The sequence below is a fragment of the Methanolobus sp. ZRKC4 genome, assembly GCF_045291305.1.
Classification (GTDB): domain Archaea; phylum Halobacteriota; class Methanosarcinia; order Methanosarcinales; family Methanosarcinaceae; genus Methanolobus.
The window spans coordinates 1394159-1411146 of sequence record NZ_CP146983.1 but is presented as its reverse complement, the minus strand read 5'-3'; the positions used below and the strand labels follow the sequence as shown (position 1 = coordinate 1411146).

General features: G+C 39.6%; 18 protein-coding genes. 7 read left to right on the top strand and 11 right to left on the bottom strand.

Annotated features, from left to right (window positions below; all coding sequences use genetic code 11):
• Positions 1 to 53 precede the first annotated feature (53 nt).
• The gene (locus V7O67_RS07420) at positions 54 to 533 is read left to right on the top strand and encodes a hypothetical protein (protein ID WP_342305480.1); all 480 of its coding nucleotides are present in this window, start codon (positions 54 to 56) and stop codon (positions 531 to 533) included.
• 333 nt (positions 534 to 866) lie between these two features.
• Here the strand turns inward: V7O67_RS07420 and V7O67_RS07415 are convergent, their stop codons facing one another.
• On the bottom strand, positions 867 to 1241 hold the full coding sequence (locus tag V7O67_RS07415) for a response regulator (RefSeq protein ID WP_406671355.1): 375 nt from the start codon (positions 1239 to 1241) through the stop codon (positions 867 to 869).
• 302 nt (positions 1242 to 1543) lie between these two features.
• On the opposite strand from V7O67_RS07415, the gene V7O67_RS07410 reads away from it, so the two are divergent.
• The gene (locus V7O67_RS07410) at positions 1544 to 2752 is read left to right on the top strand and encodes a hypothetical protein (protein ID WP_342305482.1); all 1209 of its coding nucleotides are present in this window, start codon (positions 1544 to 1546) and stop codon (positions 2750 to 2752) included.
• Here V7O67_RS07410 and V7O67_RS07405 read toward each other — a convergent pair.
• The 4 genes from V7O67_RS07405 to V7O67_RS07390 form a co-directional block, all read right to left on the bottom strand.
• Positions 2745 to 3152: a hypothetical protein gene (locus V7O67_RS07405; protein ID WP_342305483.1), complete on the bottom strand. Its 408-nt coding sequence runs from the start codon at positions 3150 to 3152 to the stop codon at positions 2745 to 2747. The genes V7O67_RS07410 and V7O67_RS07405 overlap by 8 nt on opposite strands.
• A gap of 70 nt (positions 3153 to 3222) precedes the next feature.
• Positions 3223 to 3936, bottom strand: a complete 714-nt coding sequence (locus tag V7O67_RS07400; protein WP_342305484.1) for a queuosine precursor transporter — start codon at positions 3934 to 3936, stop codon at positions 3223 to 3225.
• 138 nt (positions 3937 to 4074) lie between these two features.
• A complete protein-coding gene (locus V7O67_RS07395) occupies positions 4075 to 4407 on the bottom strand; it encodes a hypothetical protein (RefSeq protein ID WP_406671354.1) in 333 nt (110 codons plus the stop codon).
• Between the two features lie 257 nt (positions 4408 to 4664).
• Positions 4665 to 5183: a DUF6141 family protein gene (locus V7O67_RS07390; protein ID WP_342305486.1), complete on the bottom strand. Its 519-nt coding sequence runs from the start codon at positions 5181 to 5183 to the stop codon at positions 4665 to 4667.
• A gap of 61 nt (positions 5184 to 5244) precedes the next feature.
• On the opposite strand from V7O67_RS07390, the gene cutA reads away from it, so the two are divergent.
• A complete protein-coding gene (gene cutA, locus V7O67_RS07385) occupies positions 5245 to 5550 on the top strand; it encodes a divalent-cation tolerance protein CutA (protein WP_342305487.1) in 306 nt (101 codons plus the stop codon).
• A 65-nt stretch (positions 5551 to 5615) separates the two neighbouring features.
• On the opposite strand, the gene V7O67_RS07380 is transcribed toward cutA, so the two are convergent.
• Positions 5616 to 6701: a mechanosensitive ion channel family protein gene (locus V7O67_RS07380; RefSeq protein ID WP_342305488.1), complete on the bottom strand. Its 1086-nt coding sequence runs from the start codon at positions 6699 to 6701 to the stop codon at positions 5616 to 5618.
• 118 nt (positions 6702 to 6819) lie between these two features.
• Between V7O67_RS07380 and V7O67_RS07375 the strand changes: the two genes are divergently transcribed.
• The gene (locus V7O67_RS07375; RefSeq protein ID WP_342305489.1) at positions 6820 to 7521 is read left to right on the top strand and encodes a tetratricopeptide repeat protein; all 702 of its coding nucleotides are present in this window, start codon (positions 6820 to 6822) and stop codon (positions 7519 to 7521) included.
• A gap of 10 nt (positions 7522 to 7531) precedes the next feature.
• Here the strand turns inward: V7O67_RS07375 and V7O67_RS07370 are convergent, their stop codons facing one another.
• The 4 genes from V7O67_RS07370 to V7O67_RS07355 form a co-directional block, all read right to left on the bottom strand.
• On the bottom strand, positions 7532 to 8641 hold the full coding sequence (locus V7O67_RS07370) for a DNA topoisomerase IV subunit A (RefSeq protein WP_406671353.1): 1110 nt from the start codon (positions 8639 to 8641) through the stop codon (positions 7532 to 7534).
• A gap of 5 nt (positions 8642 to 8646) precedes the next feature.
• On the bottom strand, positions 8647 to 10509 hold the full coding sequence (locus tag V7O67_RS07365; protein ID WP_406671352.1) for a DNA topoisomerase VI subunit B: 1863 nt from the start codon (positions 10507 to 10509) through the stop codon (positions 8647 to 8649).
• A gap of 86 nt (positions 10510 to 10595) precedes the next feature.
• A complete protein-coding gene (locus tag V7O67_RS07360) occupies positions 10596 to 10841 on the bottom strand; it encodes an Lrp/AsnC ligand binding domain-containing protein (protein WP_406671351.1) in 246 nt (81 codons plus the stop codon).
• A 649-nt stretch (positions 10842 to 11490) separates the two neighbouring features.
• Entirely contained in the window at positions 11491 to 12957 is a 1467-nt protein-coding gene (locus V7O67_RS07355) for a replication factor C large subunit (protein WP_406671438.1), read from the bottom strand.
• A gap of 104 nt (positions 12958 to 13061) precedes the next feature.
• Here V7O67_RS07355 and mtxX point away from each other — a divergent pair, with 104 nt between their 5' ends.
• The 3 genes from mtxX to V7O67_RS07340 all read left to right on the top strand — a co-directional run bounded on the left by mtxX (position 13062) and on the right by V7O67_RS07340 (position 16793).
• The gene (gene mtxX, locus V7O67_RS07350; RefSeq protein ID WP_406671350.1) at positions 13062 to 13928 is read left to right on the top strand and encodes a methanogenesis marker protein Mmp4/MtxX; all 867 of its coding nucleotides are present in this window, start codon (positions 13062 to 13064) and stop codon (positions 13926 to 13928) included.
• Between the two features lie 92 nt (positions 13929 to 14020).
• Positions 14021 to 14794, top strand: coding sequence for a thymidylate synthase (locus tag V7O67_RS07345; RefSeq protein WP_406671349.1), 774 nt, complete (start codon positions 14021 to 14023; stop codon positions 14792 to 14794).
• A gap of 196 nt (positions 14795 to 14990) precedes the next feature.
• On the top strand, positions 14991 to 16793 hold the full coding sequence (locus V7O67_RS07340) for a DUF1720 domain-containing protein (RefSeq protein WP_342305496.1): 1803 nt from the start codon (positions 14991 to 14993) through the stop codon (positions 16791 to 16793).
• Between the two features lies 1 nt (position 16794).
• Here the strand turns inward: V7O67_RS07340 and V7O67_RS07335 are convergent, their stop codons facing one another.
• Positions 16795 to 16962: a hypothetical protein gene (locus V7O67_RS07335; RefSeq protein WP_406671437.1), complete on the bottom strand. Its 168-nt coding sequence runs from the start codon at positions 16960 to 16962 to the stop codon at positions 16795 to 16797.
• Between the last annotated feature and the right edge of the window lie 26 nt (positions 16963 to 16988).

The following is a 16988-nucleotide window of genomic DNA, read 5'->3' as shown; positions in this document are numbered from 1 at the left end:
TACATTTATGCAGGGAGTGACATTTGGATAATATGGGGCTAAAGAGAAAGTTTATGAAAACCAACAATAACACTTTGTTAGGCATCTGTGTGTTGCTTACTATTGTCATTGTAACAATCGCAACATTTTTCCTTGGCTGCACTGAAACACCGGCGACTTCTGATAACGAGACAGACACCGGTAACCAAACCGATGATGAATATGTATACAATAATGCGGTTGTTGAAGATACAGAGATATTGATCCTTGAATCTTTTCCAGTTCAAATCCATGTGTTAACAACAGGATATCATCCGGACGGATGTACCCAGATACATGAAAAAAGTGTCAAATTTGACAAGGAAGAAAAACTCTTCACCGTAGATATGAAAACAATAAGACCAGCGGATGTAATGTGCACAGAAGCAATTGTACCTTATGAAGAAACAATTGTTCTGGATGTGTATGGTCTTGAAAAAGGAACCTACATCGTCGATGTGAACGGAGTCAGGAATGAATTTGAATTGCAGATAGACAACATCATTTCTGAATGATATTTTTGACTCCTGATTCTTATTTATTTATTTTCATTTTCCTGGCGATAATAGTTTTTCGGTATTTTGGACACACATTAAAAGGGCTTTTTGCTGGATATACCTTTTGAATTACAAAAGATACATCCCTGCTAAATTATCAAAGTGGCCAGATTCTTTGCTTATACTGCTACTGACATCTTTGTGCTCAATATTCTCTGAAATTTACAAAATAATAGAATCTGCAATTAAGTCCAAAAAAGTAACAGTGTTAAGGAAATGAAACTAAACCAAGAAAAGTCTTTGAGCATAGTTTCATGAGCTACACCAAAAGCTGTTATTTATACGCCTAATTTAGGAGTTTGAAGCTTCGAGGTGATATTTTATTTTTTCTTTAAAACCCTTGATATCTATTGGTTTGGATATATAGTCAATGCAACCGGCAGCAATAAAACGCTCGTCGTCTCCACGCATTGAATGCGCAGTCAAAGCTATGACAGGTATATCCTTAGTCGAATCGTCACTTTTTATTCTGGAGAGCAATTCCAGCCCGTCTATTTTAGGAAGTTGTATGTCCAAAAGAATCAGATCTACATCTTCATCTTTCAATTTTTCCAGGGCAACGAATCCATCCTCTGCCTGTACGACAGCATAGCCATATGATTCCAGAAGATCAACTGTCAGTTCCATATTCACAGGGTTGTCTTCAACCACAAGTATATGAGACATTTTTTCCCTCAAGTTATTTGAATTCTGCTTTCCATCATAACATGCAACAAGTCGCCATTCCGAAGAAGAAAACTACTTGTTTCCAAGTTATTAACCAAGATGATAAATATAATAAATGGACAATAATATTTCAATTACTATTTAATCTATAAAAGAGTGTCGCACATGTGCCGGTACTGTATATATAAACATATGATGTACATGGTATTCACCAAAAAAAATACGTAAATAGATATAAAGATTAAACATCTGAAAGGCATACCCTATAATTAGAAACGCTTTGCACAAAGGAATGGAACTTGATGCACAAAAATAAGGATGAAACAAATATTCCCGGAGTAATCAGGACGATACACAACTCGCCACATATGATCGTATTGGCAATAACCGGCGGGGGAACAGAATCGATCGGAGAATTGTTACGCTACGGAAAAGGATCAGACACGGTTATTGAAGCAATTGTCCCTTATAGCAAAGAGTCTCTGGAAAAATTCATAGGAAAAAAACCATCGGAATATGCTTCTACAGATACTGCAAAAGAGATGGCAATGTCAGCTTTCAGACGCGCATTATACCTGAACTCAAAGCCAGATAAAAAATACTATGAAACTTTGATAGGTATTGGAGTTACCTGCAAACTGACAAAAACTACAAATGAACGCGAAGGCAGGCAACATGAGGTCCACTTTGCTTCTCAGTCATATCTAAAAACAATTACATCGAGTCTGTTCTTAAAAGAAAATGCCAGCAGAGAAGAACAGGAAAAGATTGCATCCGATTTCATTATTGAAAATATAGCAGCTGTCTGCAATCCAGATGAAAATTTGGAAGGTAATAGCTTTAAAAATACAATTGTGAAAGAAATAATCAACAATGAAACAGAAGCAGATTTTCCAGTGGCAGAATTGTTATTAAAAACTCTGGAGAATATTAATTCTGAAAATAGTATTGAACCTTTGAAGATCGATCTGGGAATAAATGATAACAAACCTAAGATCATTTTTTCAGGTTCCTTTAATCCATGTCATGAAAAACATATTGAAATTGCAAAAATTGCTGCCGATGAATATAAAGAACCTGTTAATTTTGAAATTTCACTGGCTAATGTGGACAAACCACCAATAGATTATATTTCACTCAAAGACAGAATTGATTCGCTCTTGAAATACCAGGAAGAAAACTATATTGGGAATATTTATCTCACAAACTCACCCTTGTTCGCAGACAAGGCGGTACTTTTCCCGAATTCCGTGTTCCTGATAGGCACAGATACTCTTAACAGACTTTTCAATGAGAAATATTACAGGAACGGAGAAAACAAACAGATTCTGCTAGAACATTTTCAAAAATATAATGTTAGATTTATGATATTCAAGAGAAAAAATGCAGACATCGATCCTGATATGGAAATTCCGGATATCTGTGATATTGTACCAACAGACCGATATGATGATGATGGCACCTCTTCAACAATAATCAGAAACAACAAAATTCGGGATTTTATTATTTGATCTTACATGCATTGTAAATGGGAGGATGACCATGAGACTCGTTGTTTTGAACAATATCGGCATTGACAGCATTAGCAAGTACATGGACTATTTCCTGTGCTTTCAAAACACATTCGACATCCATGCTATTCCATCTGCCAGATGATATATTATCAAGTGTTTCTTTCAAATATGATATCTCATCCTGATAAATACATATGTCAAAATTTACAGATCTATCAGCTTCTTTTATCAGACCCATGATGCTGCTCAACATATTTTCCAAACTGGAACTTGTCAGTTCATGAGTAAATTTATGTTCACAAGGAATTACATTTTCCTTATGGTAATGCACTTCTGCCAGGAACAAGAACCTATCACACTCATAGAACCAATCCCTTAAGATATATAATGAATTCATGCCACTCTCTATTTTTATAGAATCCAATCATATAAATAATTATTTCTAACGAAATCCACAAGAATACACATCAGGAATTATCGTCACTGGGAGCATTGTTTTCCAAATATCTTTTATACCACATAAACCAGGGAGTATCAAGTAGTCCAATTAGATTCTTAGCCACTATCTGGCCAATGATAAGAGGAACAAGTGGGGCAACTCCATAAAAAGCAAGTACCACAAATATAAGACTGTCAAGTGTTAAGCTCAATATATCACTTGATGCACTCCTTAAGAATACCTGCTTTGGATAATGTGTTTTCATCCATGCAAACACATAGGCATCGAGATTTTGGAATACAAGGAAAGATACCCATGATGCGAGGATGATTCTTATTCCCTGTGTGAATATGCTCTGCCAGGCAGCCTCATGCTCAAAGAAAGGAGCAGGTGTGAGACTATTGGTCATGACAATAAATGTCACCAGCAAAACCTGCGTTACAAAAGCAATGATAATGGCAATATGAGCTTTTTTCTTACCGTATACCTCATTGATCATGTCAATTGCTTGTGAAAGGAAAGGATAAAGGAACACTGCAGCCGGAGCAAAGAAAGTGTAGAATCCAAGGTCAAATTCTATTAAACGGGTTGCCACTATCTGAGAAGCCGCAAGGTAAATTGTATAAAATGCCACTAATGCAGCAAAACCATATTCTCTGTATCTGTTGATAATAAATGCAGATACATAAGTGACAATTGTGAGACTAAATACCCAATATACCCATACAACAGGAAATACCATTAACATCAACCCGATTATAATAAAATTTATATAAACTGTAAAGTACCGGCTTTAACATAATCCCGGACAGTAGACTTGAATCATATGAATGATATATATAATTTTCCAAATAGTGACAATTAGCAGGGAATTTACATGTTAGAGATCATTACTATTCACCATAAAATAAGACTTCATTAATTTCTCATCCATGTAACTTATCATGCTAATCCTTTCCCTGACCATAAGATCAAATAATCGCTCTATGCCTGCCGGATAGGCACCTTTGGGGTGCATAGGCACAAGAGGCTCACCATCAACCATTTCAACATAGAACATGTCAGATCCAAAATTCCTTATAAAACAGATATCATAAGCAATAATAGTGTCAAGAATATCTTTTTTTGAGATTGGCGGAGTATAATATTCCAGATCAATATCCTCCAGTTCTGTCAACTCATTGTCCATATAATATAGAGTAACTACGCCCATAAAAAACAAATGAGTGTATACCTGAAAAAGAATATGTTTTGTTGTATATTTCAAACTTGAAATATCAAACAAATCCAAAAATAAATTTCATACTATTTCATCCAGGGTCGTGTAAGAAATTACATACTCAATTAATACGAAAATAAAGAACATACACTTATGAACATAAGCATATGAAACACAAGAATCAACCCAAAACACGTATGAAACATCATAATTCGTATGAAACCTGAGGAAACGTAGAAAAATAAAATAAATCAGTCCATATTTCTATTTCGACCCTGGTCAATGGCCATCTTAAAAATTTCCGGCTCCTGAGAACCCAGCATTAGATGTTTACCATTCTTAAATTCGATTAGTAGCCCCCTGTTCCCACGTATGTTGTAAGCCTTGCTTTTAGAACTATATCTAATACCCCACCCCCCATAATCAAGAATTGGCCTGTAAGTTATGACACCATAGGAACCAATTGTTTCAAAGGAGTAGTGTTTGAATGAAAGATGAATCGGGAAAAACTTTATGTATATACCATCATTTCGGACATCAATTATCAGGCGTATAGACATTATGAACAAAGGTAACAGAAGACCAAAAGCAAACCATATAGCGAGCATCTCCTGATCGGACACTGGACTAGCCCCATACGGACGACCATAAACCAATTGCTCGATAGCACCATACCATGCCATTGCAGCTGGTAAAAGAACAAGTACCCATATCCAGAATTGATTGAATTTCTGAACCTCCCGGTAAATAGAAGAATTACTAGTTGTCATTAATATATATATAGGAATTAAAAATATATAACCATTTATTAAAAGCACGGTGCGATATACAATGTTTTCCACAGTATACACAACAACAAAAGACAAAGAAGAAGCCAAAAGAATAGCTTCAAAACTTGTTGAGCAAAAGCTTGCTGCCTGCGCCAATATGAACCCTATTGATTCAGTCTATATCTGGAAAGGAAAGATAGAAAGCGAAAGAGAAATAGCACTTTCTGTAAAGACTACAAGCAGTAAAGTAGATTCCGTCATAGAATGTATAAAAAATATGCACAGCTACGAATTACCAGCAATAATATCCTGGAAGATCAGCGGTGAAAAGGAATATCTCAAATGGATAGCTGAAACTACGGAATAGATTAACCCCAAGTGCTCAAGGTAAAATTAAATTATAAGATTGCAGGAGATATCCTGCAACCAATTTTAATGTTGATGGATAATAGTTCGAACAGGGAATGGAATGTCGATTCCTTCTTTTTCAAACTCGGCATTGATCTTTGTATTTACCTCATTGACAACCGGGAATTTTTCCCCTGGATGAGTTACCCACATTACTATGGCAAAATCAAGGCTGAAATCACCGTGGTTGTCAAATCGGACATAAGGAGATGGGTCATCAAGAACAGAATCTACACTTTCTGCAATCCCCGTAAGAATGTCCTTGACCTTCTGTACATCAGAACCATATGCAACTCCAATCGTCACTTTTACCAGCATGAATTCCTCAGGTGAAGTATAATTAGTAACTTTACTGTTCGCTATCAGACTGTTGGGTATCACTATCATGTTGTTCTCAAGGTTTTTTATCCTCGTGCTACGAAGCCCGACTTCCTGAACAATACCAATCTCACCATCATCGATCTCTATCCTATCCCCGGGCTTGAATGGTTGATCGAAGTAAATAGAAATACCACCGAAGAACTGGGAGATACTATCCTGTGCCGCAAAAGCAACAGCAAACCCTATAATTCCTGCTGAAGCAAAGAGAGGCAATATATCTGCATCCCACACACCTTTGAGTATTGCAAGGAGACCAAAGAAGACAATAAGAACATCAATAATGTTCTTAAAAAGCGGGAGCAACTCATCATCCATCTTAGAATCAGTCTTTCTGACAAGACTTGAAAATACATGTTTGAAAAGAATTTTATCGATGCGCAGAAGTGCCAATATCCACACAATGCCAAGAAACGTAAGAAGTAAGCCCATCATTACTTCTATCGCAAGATTTCCAGGAAATAGAATTTCTGCAGCAATGAATGCACCGAAAAATACTACTGTATAAAAGATTGGCTTTATGAGTACTTTCACAATAAGATCATCGCAATCATACTTTGTTTTTACAGCATAATGCAGGAAGATCTTCTCAAACACAAGATTTGCAATAAAAGCAAGAATAACAGAAGCCACTATCACTATTGTAGCCGCCGTAATGTCCGACCCCAATACCCCCGATTGAGAACTTACGAACTTATTGATGTAGAGCGGAATAGTTTCATTCAAAAACATGCTTTCTGGTTTGAACATTTGCTATATAAGGTTTTTTAAATAAACATTGTCTGACAACACACGAATTAGCCATTTCTGGCGAGAAGAGTAATATAGAATTCCGAGAATAGACCGGCCAATGAGAAAAAGGACTTCCGAAGAATCCAATAAATGGATAGAACAGGGATTAAAGGAAAAAGACCCTGAAAAGAAAATGCATTATTTTGGCCTTGCACTTGAGTTAGATCCTAACAATCCCATTGCTCTGAATAACAAAGGTATGCTTCTTCACAAAAAAGAGAAATTCCACGAAGCCATTGAATGCTATGACAAGATACTGAACCAGTACAATATGGCAGGATTTGTACCTGCGTTGTATAACAAAAGTCTGGCCCTTAAGAAACTTGGAAGGAACGAGGCGGCCCTGAGCTTTATGGCAAAGGCACTAAAACAACAGCCTGATAACGACAAGATCAAAGACCAAGTAGAAAAGATAACCCAGTCCATCGAAGAGAATGGAGGAACAAGAGCCACAGCATTTATACCTACAAAAAAAATAGCTGTGAACCAGACATATACCCGATGGGAACCACCTGCTGTGAGCTTACTTCTGGCACAGGCACTTAATTGCAGCAAGGGAGATATAAAGTACCACAAGGGTTGTGGAGAAGACCTTGTAAAAGAAAAAATAATAAAGGATAATCTCAATCTTAAAGTATATTCCTGTAAGTCGTGCAAGTTCCAGAAAAATGGCATTTGCCACCATGTGGATACAAAAGCAATGAGAGTATCCCAAAGTGCAATATGCAGGAATTTCAAACCGAGGAACAGAAAAAACTAGAAACGGGATATCAAAGTATCCCGAGTTCCGTCAGACGTTCTGGAAGGTACTTATCTGTCACAAAGTCAAGACCTTTTCCTGCAAAGGCCTGCTGTTCAGCTTTTTTGCCAATATCAAGCTGAAGGTTTATCTGCTCTTTCCAGTATTCACTTTCAAACCGCGGATCGGTGAGTTCACTCCTAAGAGCGCTTACATCTTTATCAGTCAGTTTGTCAGTGGAAAGTTCGTACTCTACAATGTCAGAAGGCTGGACTCCTATAAAGTGAGCGCCCGGAGTTGCCATGTGTTCCGAGAGATGGGCACTCTTTATAGCACCGTATGCAACCGAGGCAAAGATACGATATGACCAGGGATCACCATCAGTAAATACGGTAACAGGTATGTTCAATTCATCATTCATGCGCTTGATAAGACGTCTTGTAGATCTTGCGGGCTGGCCTTTAAGGTGAACAAGTATAGCATTGTACTTTTCATCAAAACCATTCTCAATCAGCCTCGCGTACATACCACCAGTCTCCACGGCTATGATGAAATCCGCATCATGCTCAAGAAACTCGATGTTCTCAACATTGAAGGGTATCTGATAACCACTCTCACCGATATCTTCCTGGCAGTGAATCATCCTGTCGCCACGGTTTGTTTCCTCACGTATCTTTATGGGACCAAACATTGTAGCACCGTCCTCTTCCGGACGCATGTGGAAATATTCCCTCTGCAGACCGGAGATGATCTCCAGGTCTTCGATGAGCCTGTCACTTTCCGGTTGCTCGCGGAATTTTGCAATATCCCAGTTTTCAGAGATATAGTACAACTCCCTCAATGTTGATCCGCGGTTCTGTCCAAGATGATTGTTCACTATGAAGTCCACAACATGTGTGGTCTTTAGGAGCTGGAAAGCCCCTTTTACAGTCTTGGCACTTCTTTCGGTCTCACGATCACCGTAGACCCAAACATCACTGTCTTCACTGTACTCTATATTTGCCTTTGTACGACTGGGAAGAGAGACTTTTGGGACAATCTCATCAATGAACTGATCATAAAATTCCCCTGCAAGACCCAATAAACGGTTGCTTGCTATCTCATCATGTTCCTTTTTCTGTTGGGATATCTCTTTTGCCATTTATCTCATCCCTTTATTGCCTTTGCACCGGTTACAAGTTCCTCATCAAGTCCTTCCACAATCAGTGAAGGCAGACGGGATATTTCATTCTCGTCAAGAGTTGCTACAGAATAATTAATGACTTTGGAAGAACCGGGAGAAACACTCATCTTCCATACATGATCGTAATCACTACCCATATTTATGACCTTAGGCTCAGGAACTGCGTTTTCTATTTCAAATGGAACCATATCATGGACCTTGAAATCCTGTTTCTTGCTGGAAAAATTCTTGACCCTTATAGACACATCAACTCCTTCATTACCATTAGATTCAACTATCCTGTCGACCAGCAGGTTACCCATCACTTTTGCAACTACAGGGTTTATGTCAGGAACATCCTTGTCAAGTGTTACAGCAAGTTTCTGGGCCATTTTTGGCAACACTTTTTTGATGATGACTTCTTTCTCACGGCGTTTTTTCAATGAGTCCTGCTTGCTCAAAAAGCGACTGAGCTTTCTTGAAACTTCTTTTACCGCCAGTTCGATCTCATCTTTGATCTCGGGAATCTCTGCAACGGCATCCTTTGATTCGGAAGTGAACGGGACATTGGTAGAAGCTACATGAACCAGGATGACAGCAGGACCGCTTGGTATTCCTCCACCTGGCTGGTTGAGTCCATACTGTTTCCATTTAATAGATTCAATGGCATGAGTGGTCACACAGCCACCTTGCTGGTAAAGCAGGGGAACCCTGTTGGCAAAACGCATGATTTCAATGCGATCATCCTTGTGAAGTTCGCCTCCGTAAGCAATGCCTACCTCAACAACGAAGGGATTTCCAGAGAACACAGAAGGAGAGCGTGTGGTTGTTGCTATGAAATCTACACTGAACTCTTTCTCAAGTCCTTTGTAGATAAGATCTTCACCTATGGGAGAAAGACAATCAGTCGGAGGAGCCATTATCTTTACTTTTGAGAATGCATCCAGGAGTTTTCTTGCCTGATCCCTGTTAAGTTCATGCGGATCAAATTCGGGATCAAGGCCTGAAGCCTTGCAGATCTCCTCTGCTGTAAGGTGACCGATCTTGGAAAAAGAATAGCGCAAAAAGGGGGACAATTTCTGACGTTCGGTGTAACGAAGCATCTTCATAAGTGTTCCAAGCTCGATGCCGTGAGGATGAGGAAGAATCTCGTTTGCAGGAATCGGCATTTTATCCGTTGCTCTTTCGAAGATTACCTCATTACCATCAGGTTCAACTAATGTTATCCTTGCATGAGGATTCACTATAGCAGTAGCTTTCAGATACTCGTAGATCGACTGACGTCTTCCTTTGACATAGGAAGCTTCCATTTCCAGCTCTATACGCGTTCCATGAGGACGATCCCAGTCCACAATGTTGTCCTTCAGTATCTCAGGGTCATTAGTACTGGTATTTATCATCAGTTCGTAATTATGAGCAGGTTTACTGGAATCTATCTTTGAGATGATCTTGGCCGGATGGCCGGATGTCAGTTGTGCATAAAGGACAGATGCGGAAATCCCTATACCCTGCTGTCCACGGCTTTGTTTTAGTGCGTGGAACCTTGAACCGTAAAGCAACTTTGCAAACACCTTGGGAATCTGTTCCTTTACTATACCCGGGCCGTTATCCTCGATAATTATGACAACGTTATCCTTGCCGGCACGCTCTATGTGTAGCAGGATATCCGGCAGGATTTCTGACTCTTCACAGGCATCAAGGGAGTTGTCTACAGCCTCCTTAACAGTTGTTATAAGGCTGCGTGGAGCTGAATCAAAACCCAGTATCTGCCGGTTCTTCTCAAAGAATTCTGCGACACTGATGGATTTTTGACTCTTCGCGAGTTCTTCTGCAATTGGATTATCCATAAGAATATCTTCCTCGTCCTTTATTGGTCACTATTACAATGACCAGAAAATAATAACTCGGAATATATAAAAATGTTTTTTCCGAATCATTTCAGCTCTGCACCGACAATTGTCTGGGTTGCAGTCACATCACTGGTTTCACGGATCTGGTCAACGATATTGTTGAGACGTCCAAGATCGTCAACTTCGATTATAACTACGAAATCATATTCTCCAAAAACATGATAAATGTCTTTTATACCTTCGATTTTGTTAAGTTCATTAAAAGCGGTTCTTTCGCTGCCAGGCAGCACATTTACCATTGTAACTCCAATTACCATTGTATCACTCACAATGAAAGTGGAATGCAAGGTATTTATCAGTTTTCGACGGAATTTTCCAAAATAATTAAAAGTAATATCAAGTGCAAGAGGTGTTTAAATGGTACTTTTAACCAAAACATCTCATCATAATGATGATGAGTGCCAAAACGTATATATACAATACAAACTATTTAGAAATTAGATGAGCGGGTTATCCTCTTTTTGACAATAACCCCCACTCCCCAACCCGCTCATACTCCACTCCACTTTTTTCATTCATTTTTACTAAAATAAACTGACAAAATGTTAAGCGTTGCTTACGCTGAGCTTTATATTATGTAATTATCAGAGATCTCTGTTGAGTTATTAGTACTGAGAATACATTTTCATACTATTTTTAATAAAAATAACAGAGTACCTATTTCTATAAACTTGAATAAATCTTACAAAATAAGACAACTGTTCAAACAAATACAAATGATGATGCAATATAAAATAAGTATATCAGATAAATATAAAAGACAAATCATGAAGGAAATCAAATCCAGTCAAATATCCAGCACAATAATTACTGTCATACATATACAATCAAACATATGCATTTGATACTAGGCATTACAATGCATATTAAATAATGCACGTATGCCACACATAGCACTTCGGGCCACAATAAGCAGAATTAAAAATCAAAAAGAGTCTTTTGTGGTTTTTTTGCAGGTTCCTTTTTAGAAAAGGAAGATTCACTTGTTACAGGGCCCTCTTTATTTGAACCCGGCAATTTATCCAGACTCAACTGAGAAGGATCTTTTTTAGGACTCTTTTTTTCTACGAAAAAGACTGGTTCATCTGAAGAAAACACATTCTTTCGCAGCTCCTGTGCACCATCATAAATAGCCTGAATCTTTTTTGTGACCTTTTTAGCACCCATCAGGTAGAGCAATTCATCCATCTCAAGTCCAAGTGTTGCAACAACGTCTATCGCATAGTCATCGGTTTCCAAAAGCTTCGTATAGAGCCCTGCAACCTCAAGCCGTGAATACCGCATGGACTCATTACAATGAGTACCTACCTTTGCAGCAATATTGTCCCGCATGTTTCTTTTTGAACGTATCTGACCCATCTTTCTCCAGAGAGACGGAGGCTGGTATTTCACAAAGCCACTACGATTGCGAGATTTTGAAACAACTGCTCCACCAGTCATGAGCATGCCCGCATAACGCCACATGCGATAATTTTGTCGCCTGCGCACACGTCCCAAAAAACGATCAGAACGTGAAAGATAAGAATATGCCTGAATAATATCATCCGTAAGCGCTTCTTCGCCCTTGCCAGTGTATTGATGAGGCAGATTCTCATCTATCCAGTGGATCAGATCCTCAGGCGTTTCATCCAGGCTATAACTGGCTTCCAGAGCAGGCGTAATATCCTTACCCTTGAAGATCTTCCCGACTACCCTGAAAATCGACTCTTTATTATCGCGTTCTGCAGTCGATATGTCTTCAATGTTAATCTCAGTGCGTCCCATTGCGACTGCCTGCAGGTCGTTGACAGCACTCCTGAAATCCCCGTCCGCATTCTCAGAGATTTTTTCTATTACTCCAACACCACACATCAGGCCCTCATTAAGTGCAATTTTCTTGAGTGCAGGCACCATGGACCGGGATTGAACGGAACCGAACTTCAGCTCAAGGCATAAAGAACGCAGTGAGGAAGATATGCCATAAAGGTCGTTGGCAATCAATACTATAGGCTGACTTGTCTCCTTGATCACATTGATTATCGCACGTGAGCCGCCACGGTCACTGTTTCCATGAAGGTTGTCCGCTTCATCAAGAATTACTAGCCTTTTCCCGGATACTCCGGTTAACGTACGCATCTGTGAGGCTGAGCCTGCAACCTTTTCAATGACACCGGCAGTCCTCTGGTCACTGGCATTGAGCTCAATGACCTCCCATCCGAAATCCATGGCAAGTGCATGAGCAGAAGAGGTCTTACCGATCCCGGCCGGACCCTGCAGGATAACTGCCCTCGTATCGGGAATACCGTGAACCCATTTCTCAGCCCAGTTGCGCAATTCTTCAACAGGTTTTTTATGACCTACTACATCAGCAAGTGTCTTTGGTCGATACTTTTCTGCCCATTCCATACTCACAGTCATAAGAGATCATTATCCGATATTCAGGAAAAGTAATTAATGTTTGCACATCTTTGTCTGTTCTAATTGATATTACTAATGGTAGGTATTCATACATGGGATCAAAAAGTACCAAGGGCCTGCTCGAGATAATAGAACAAAAAGCGTTGAAAAACAGAGCAAGGGTTGCCATAGGAGTAAGGAATCCCACTCCCAAGATGCTAAAGAGTGCAAAGGAAGCCCAGGATGCAGGATATGCCCATGTTGTCCTGATAGGAGATAAGCAGGAAATAGAGTCAGTGGGAACCGAGCTTGAGATCATTGGCACGAATGATCCTGAAAAAGTACTTGGAGAACTTTTGAGGTCAAAGTATGTTGATGCTGCAGTCAGGGGTACTGCAAAAGCATCAGGAACACTTTCAAACCTCAGAAAAGCGCTGAACCAAGATCAGCTCCATCGAATCGCATTGTTGCTGACAAGTGAAGGAAAACCATTTTTTATTGCACCTGTAGGAATTGATGAAGGGGACGAACTGGCTGACAAGATAGCTTTCATCAGGCTAGGTGTTGAACACATCCGTAGGTTCGGCGTAGAACCTGTTGTAGGAGTGCTCTCAGGAGGAAGGCTTGGCGACCTTGGAAGGAACCAGCGCGTGGATCAGACACTTGCTGAAGGGGATTTCATAGTAAACAGGATAAGGGAAATGGGCATCGAGGCAAAGCATCACACCATCCTCATAGAAGATGCAATCAAGGAATCAAACTTTATCCTTGCTCCTGATGGCATATCAGGAAATCTGATCTTCAGGACCCTGGTCTTTCTTGGAGGCGGAGACGGTATGGGAGCACCAATACTGATGGATAATTATGTATTCGTGGACACTTCGAGAGTCGGAGGACACTATACAAAGGCTATTATGCTTGCAAGCGCCCTTGTAGAAAAACATGATATACAGTCAGTGATGGATAAACAACAACAATAATTATATCCAGAGCATACAATCTAATTTTAATAAAATCATTTTTATTTCAAAAAGAAATCATCGAAAGTAAGATGATAATACTGTAAAAGGGAATGATGGATATGGAAGCTGTACTGATAAAAGCACAAAACATTTCTTCAGCATGGTCACAACTGATTTACGAGATATATAAAAATGGCGAGGAGCATAAACCGGATTATAATACGATGACAAAGAGGGTCCATGCAACCATCCAGATAAAGGATATAAATAACAATCAGGTGAACCCTGCTGTTCCTTTCGGAGAGAATCTGATAAAGAAATACAAGGAAGAGCTCACCGAAGAGTATGCTGACTGGTACATCTCACTCCCGGATGATGATAAAAGAAAATTTGATTACTGTTATGCAAAACAACTCTTCAGATATGGAGAGACAGCTTACAACACTCTTGGTGAGAATGTAGCCAATATGCGTCCGGGCTCAAGAAGGCATGTAGGTGTTTTGTGGGAAAATGAAGTCCATATTCCTAAATTTGAAGACCAACCTTGCTGGATAGCATATAAGATTGAACTCATGAGTGAAACACAGGCAAGATTGTACATACTATACCGCTCATGGGATGCTTTCGGCGGATTCCCTGCTAATATACCTGCTATTGTCGAAGGATTCAAAAAAGTATTCAGAGAACAGAACTTACCTTACGAGATAGAATCCCTGATCGCAACCGGGTGGGACACACACATCTATGATACAGACCTCCAGGCTGTCGAAAAAATATTCAAAAGCAACGAACTCTGTCCCCTATGCAAGTGTATCACACCAAAGCATTCATTCATTTCTACTACCAGAGGAAGGGCATGTCCTGAATGTAAGAAGTCCATGTGACCTTGCATTCAACATCTATTTTTAAACATAGCCTAACTACACCATTAGATTATCTTTTACTTTTTTAGGCATTAATTTTGAATCACAAAAGACGAAAATACATATTATTTTTAATATATTTCCATTAACTATATATGTATGATGTATGCATACATAAGTATGTTCCAACATATTCAATACCCGACGAGAGATTGCAATGAAACGCCTGACCATCAGCATGTCCGATGAACTTTTTGATAAACTGGACGTAATTGACAATAAAAGTCTGTTCATCAGAAAACTTATCGAGAGGGAACTGGACATTTTAGATAATTCCCCGTCAGACGACATAGTATCGTGGACCGATAGGTTTGCAATTCTCAGAGATGACGTAAATACAATATTAAACAGGCTGTCATTGGTCGAAAATAGTTTCACCGGGATAAATGAAATTAGTGGGAATATACAAAGTACCCCGGAAAGTAGGAGTACACAAGAACCTGCTGATGAAACCTTTACCAAAATGAATCCAACTATTCCAGAAATAAACAGTGAAGAAGAGATTACTGAAATCGACATCATTGACGATTTTGAAGAAACAGAGATCCAGCTTCAGCCACAAATATCAGAAAATGAAATACCCCCACAGGCACCTGTTACAGTTGCACCGGAAATAATTATCAGTGAACCGAATGAGCAAGAACCTGCATGTGTTATACAACAGAATTTCGAAGAACAGGACCATGAAACTAATTTATCTGAGATGATGGTAGAAAATAGTAGCCATCAGGAAATAGAAACTTCACCACTGAAAACAGAAACAACCGCACCAGAACCACTTGCACAAGTAATGGAGCACACAAGTCAAGACACTGGATTCACGGTGCCGGAACTAAAACCACCGGAGCAGACAAATCAAGAATCTGAATTCACCACACCGGAACTAAAAACACCGGAGCATACAAGTCAAGAATCAGAATTCACTATGCCGGAACTAAAAACACCGGAGCATACAAGTCAAGAATCAGAATTCACTATACCGGAACTAAAACCACCAGAGCTAGCAAGTCAAGATACTGAATTCACCATGCAGGAACTAAAAACACCGGAGCACACAAGTCAAGAATCAGAATTCACTATACCAGAACTAAAAACACCGGAGCTAGCAAGTCAAGATACTGGATTCACTATGCCGGAACTAAAAACACCGGAGCTAGCAAGTCAAGATACTGGATTCACTATGCCGGAACTAAAAACACCGGAGCTAGCAAGTCAAGATACTGGACTCATTATGCCGGAACTAAAACCACCGGAGCAAGCAAGCCAAGATACTGGATTCATTATGCCGGAACTAAAACCACCGGAGCAAGCAAGCCAAGATACTGGATTCACCATGCAGGAACTAAAAACACCGGAGCTAGCAAGTCAAGATACTGGATTCACCATGCAGGAACTAAAAACACCGGAGCTAGCAAGCCAAGATACTGGATTCACTATGCCGGAACTAAAAACATCGGAACAGGCTTCACCAGAGAATGCAGCATTTACAATGCCTGATTTCAATTCACCAGCAGAAAGTCCTCAAGTAGAAACTACACCAGTAATACCAGATTTTAAACTACCGGAAGGAATGCCACCGTTCAACCCCGATGGAGAAAATACACCGAAACCAGCATTCAAAGTACCGGACCCACAGCAATCTGCCAATTCAGACGGAATGCCACCGTTCATGAATGGCGAAGCAGGCACTATGCAGGAAATGCAAAATATACCCGGACAAACACCTGCATCCCCACCTGCAACAGAACAGGCATCTGATGCAAAACCGGATAAACTCGAAGGAAACATACTGATGTATATGCCACGTGGGGCAAAAGTTAAAAAAGAAATTATCAAAAGTCTTGTTTCACGTCAGTTCAGTCAGGAAGATATAGACAGGAAGATACAAGAACTTGTGACAAGGGAAGTACTTGTGCTCAAACAGGAAAATGGAATTGAGCAACTTCATAGATTAAAATAATTCAACTCAGACCTGATCTTTCTGCTGATGTCCCGGATAAAGTAACACCTGAAGAACACTGGACACAAACATTTCTCGAATGATCGTAGCAGCCATTACAAACTAGCCTTCCGCAAAGAGAACATGTGTTCAGGTTAGATACAGAACCACATATCGAACAAATACCCATCCTTTCCATTAAATAGTACTCAGGCA

Coding starts and splice junctions, on each gene's coding strand:
- V7O67_RS07405 (WP_342305483.1), bottom strand. CDS start 3,152: ATGAATTCATTATATATCTTAAGGGATTGGTTCTATGAGTGTGATAGG.
- V7O67_RS07390 (WP_342305486.1), bottom strand. CDS start 5,183: ATGACAACTAGTAATTCTTCTATTTACCGGGAGGTTCAGAAATTCAAT.
- V7O67_RS07365 (WP_406671352.1), bottom strand. CDS start 10,509: ATGGATAATCCAATTGCAGAAGAACTCGCGAAGAGTCAAAAATCCATC.
- V7O67_RS07345 (WP_406671349.1), top strand. CDS start 14,021: ATGATGGATATGGAAGCTGTACTGATAAAAGCACAAAACATTTCTTCA.
- V7O67_RS07415 (WP_406671355.1), bottom strand. CDS start 1,241: ATGTCTCATATACTTGTGGTTGAAGACAACCCTGTGAATATGGAACTG.
- V7O67_RS07400 (WP_342305484.1), bottom strand. CDS start 3,936: ATGGTATTTCCTGTTGTATGGGTATATTGGGTATTTAGTCTCACAATT.
- V7O67_RS07335 (WP_406671437.1), bottom strand. CDS start 16,962: ATGGGTATTTGTTCGATATGTGGTTCTGTATCTAACCTGAACACATGT.
- mtxX (WP_406671350.1), top strand. CDS start 13,062: ATGGGATCAAAAAGTACCAAGGGCCTGCTCGAGATAATAGAACAAAAA.
- V7O67_RS07370 (WP_406671353.1), bottom strand. CDS start 8,641: ATGGCAAAAGAGATATCCCAACAGAAAAAGGAACATGATGAGATAGCA.
- V7O67_RS07340 (WP_342305496.1), top strand. CDS start 14,991: ATGAAACGCCTGACCATCAGCATGTCCGATGAACTTTTTGATAAACTG.
- V7O67_RS07375 (WP_342305489.1), top strand. CDS start 6,820: ATGAGAAAAAGGACTTCCGAAGAATCCAATAAATGGATAGAACAGGGA.
- V7O67_RS07380 (WP_342305488.1), bottom strand. CDS start 6,701: ATGTTTTTGAATGAAACTATTCCGCTCTACATCAATAAGTTCGTAAGT.
- V7O67_RS07395 (WP_406671354.1), bottom strand. CDS start 4,407: ATGGGCGTAGTTACTCTATATTATATGGACAATGAGTTGACAGAACTG.
- V7O67_RS07420 (WP_342305480.1), top strand. CDS start 54: ATGAAAACCAACAATAACACTTTGTTAGGCATCTGTGTGTTGCTTACT.
- cutA (WP_342305487.1), top strand. CDS start 5,245: ATGTTTTCCACAGTATACACAACAACAAAAGACAAAGAAGAAGCCAAA.
- V7O67_RS07410 (WP_342305482.1), top strand. CDS start 1,544: ATGCACAAAAATAAGGATGAAACAAATATTCCCGGAGTAATCAGGACG.
- V7O67_RS07355 (WP_406671438.1), bottom strand. CDS start 12,957: ATGGAATGGGCAGAAAAGTATCGACCAAAGACACTTGCTGATGTAGTA.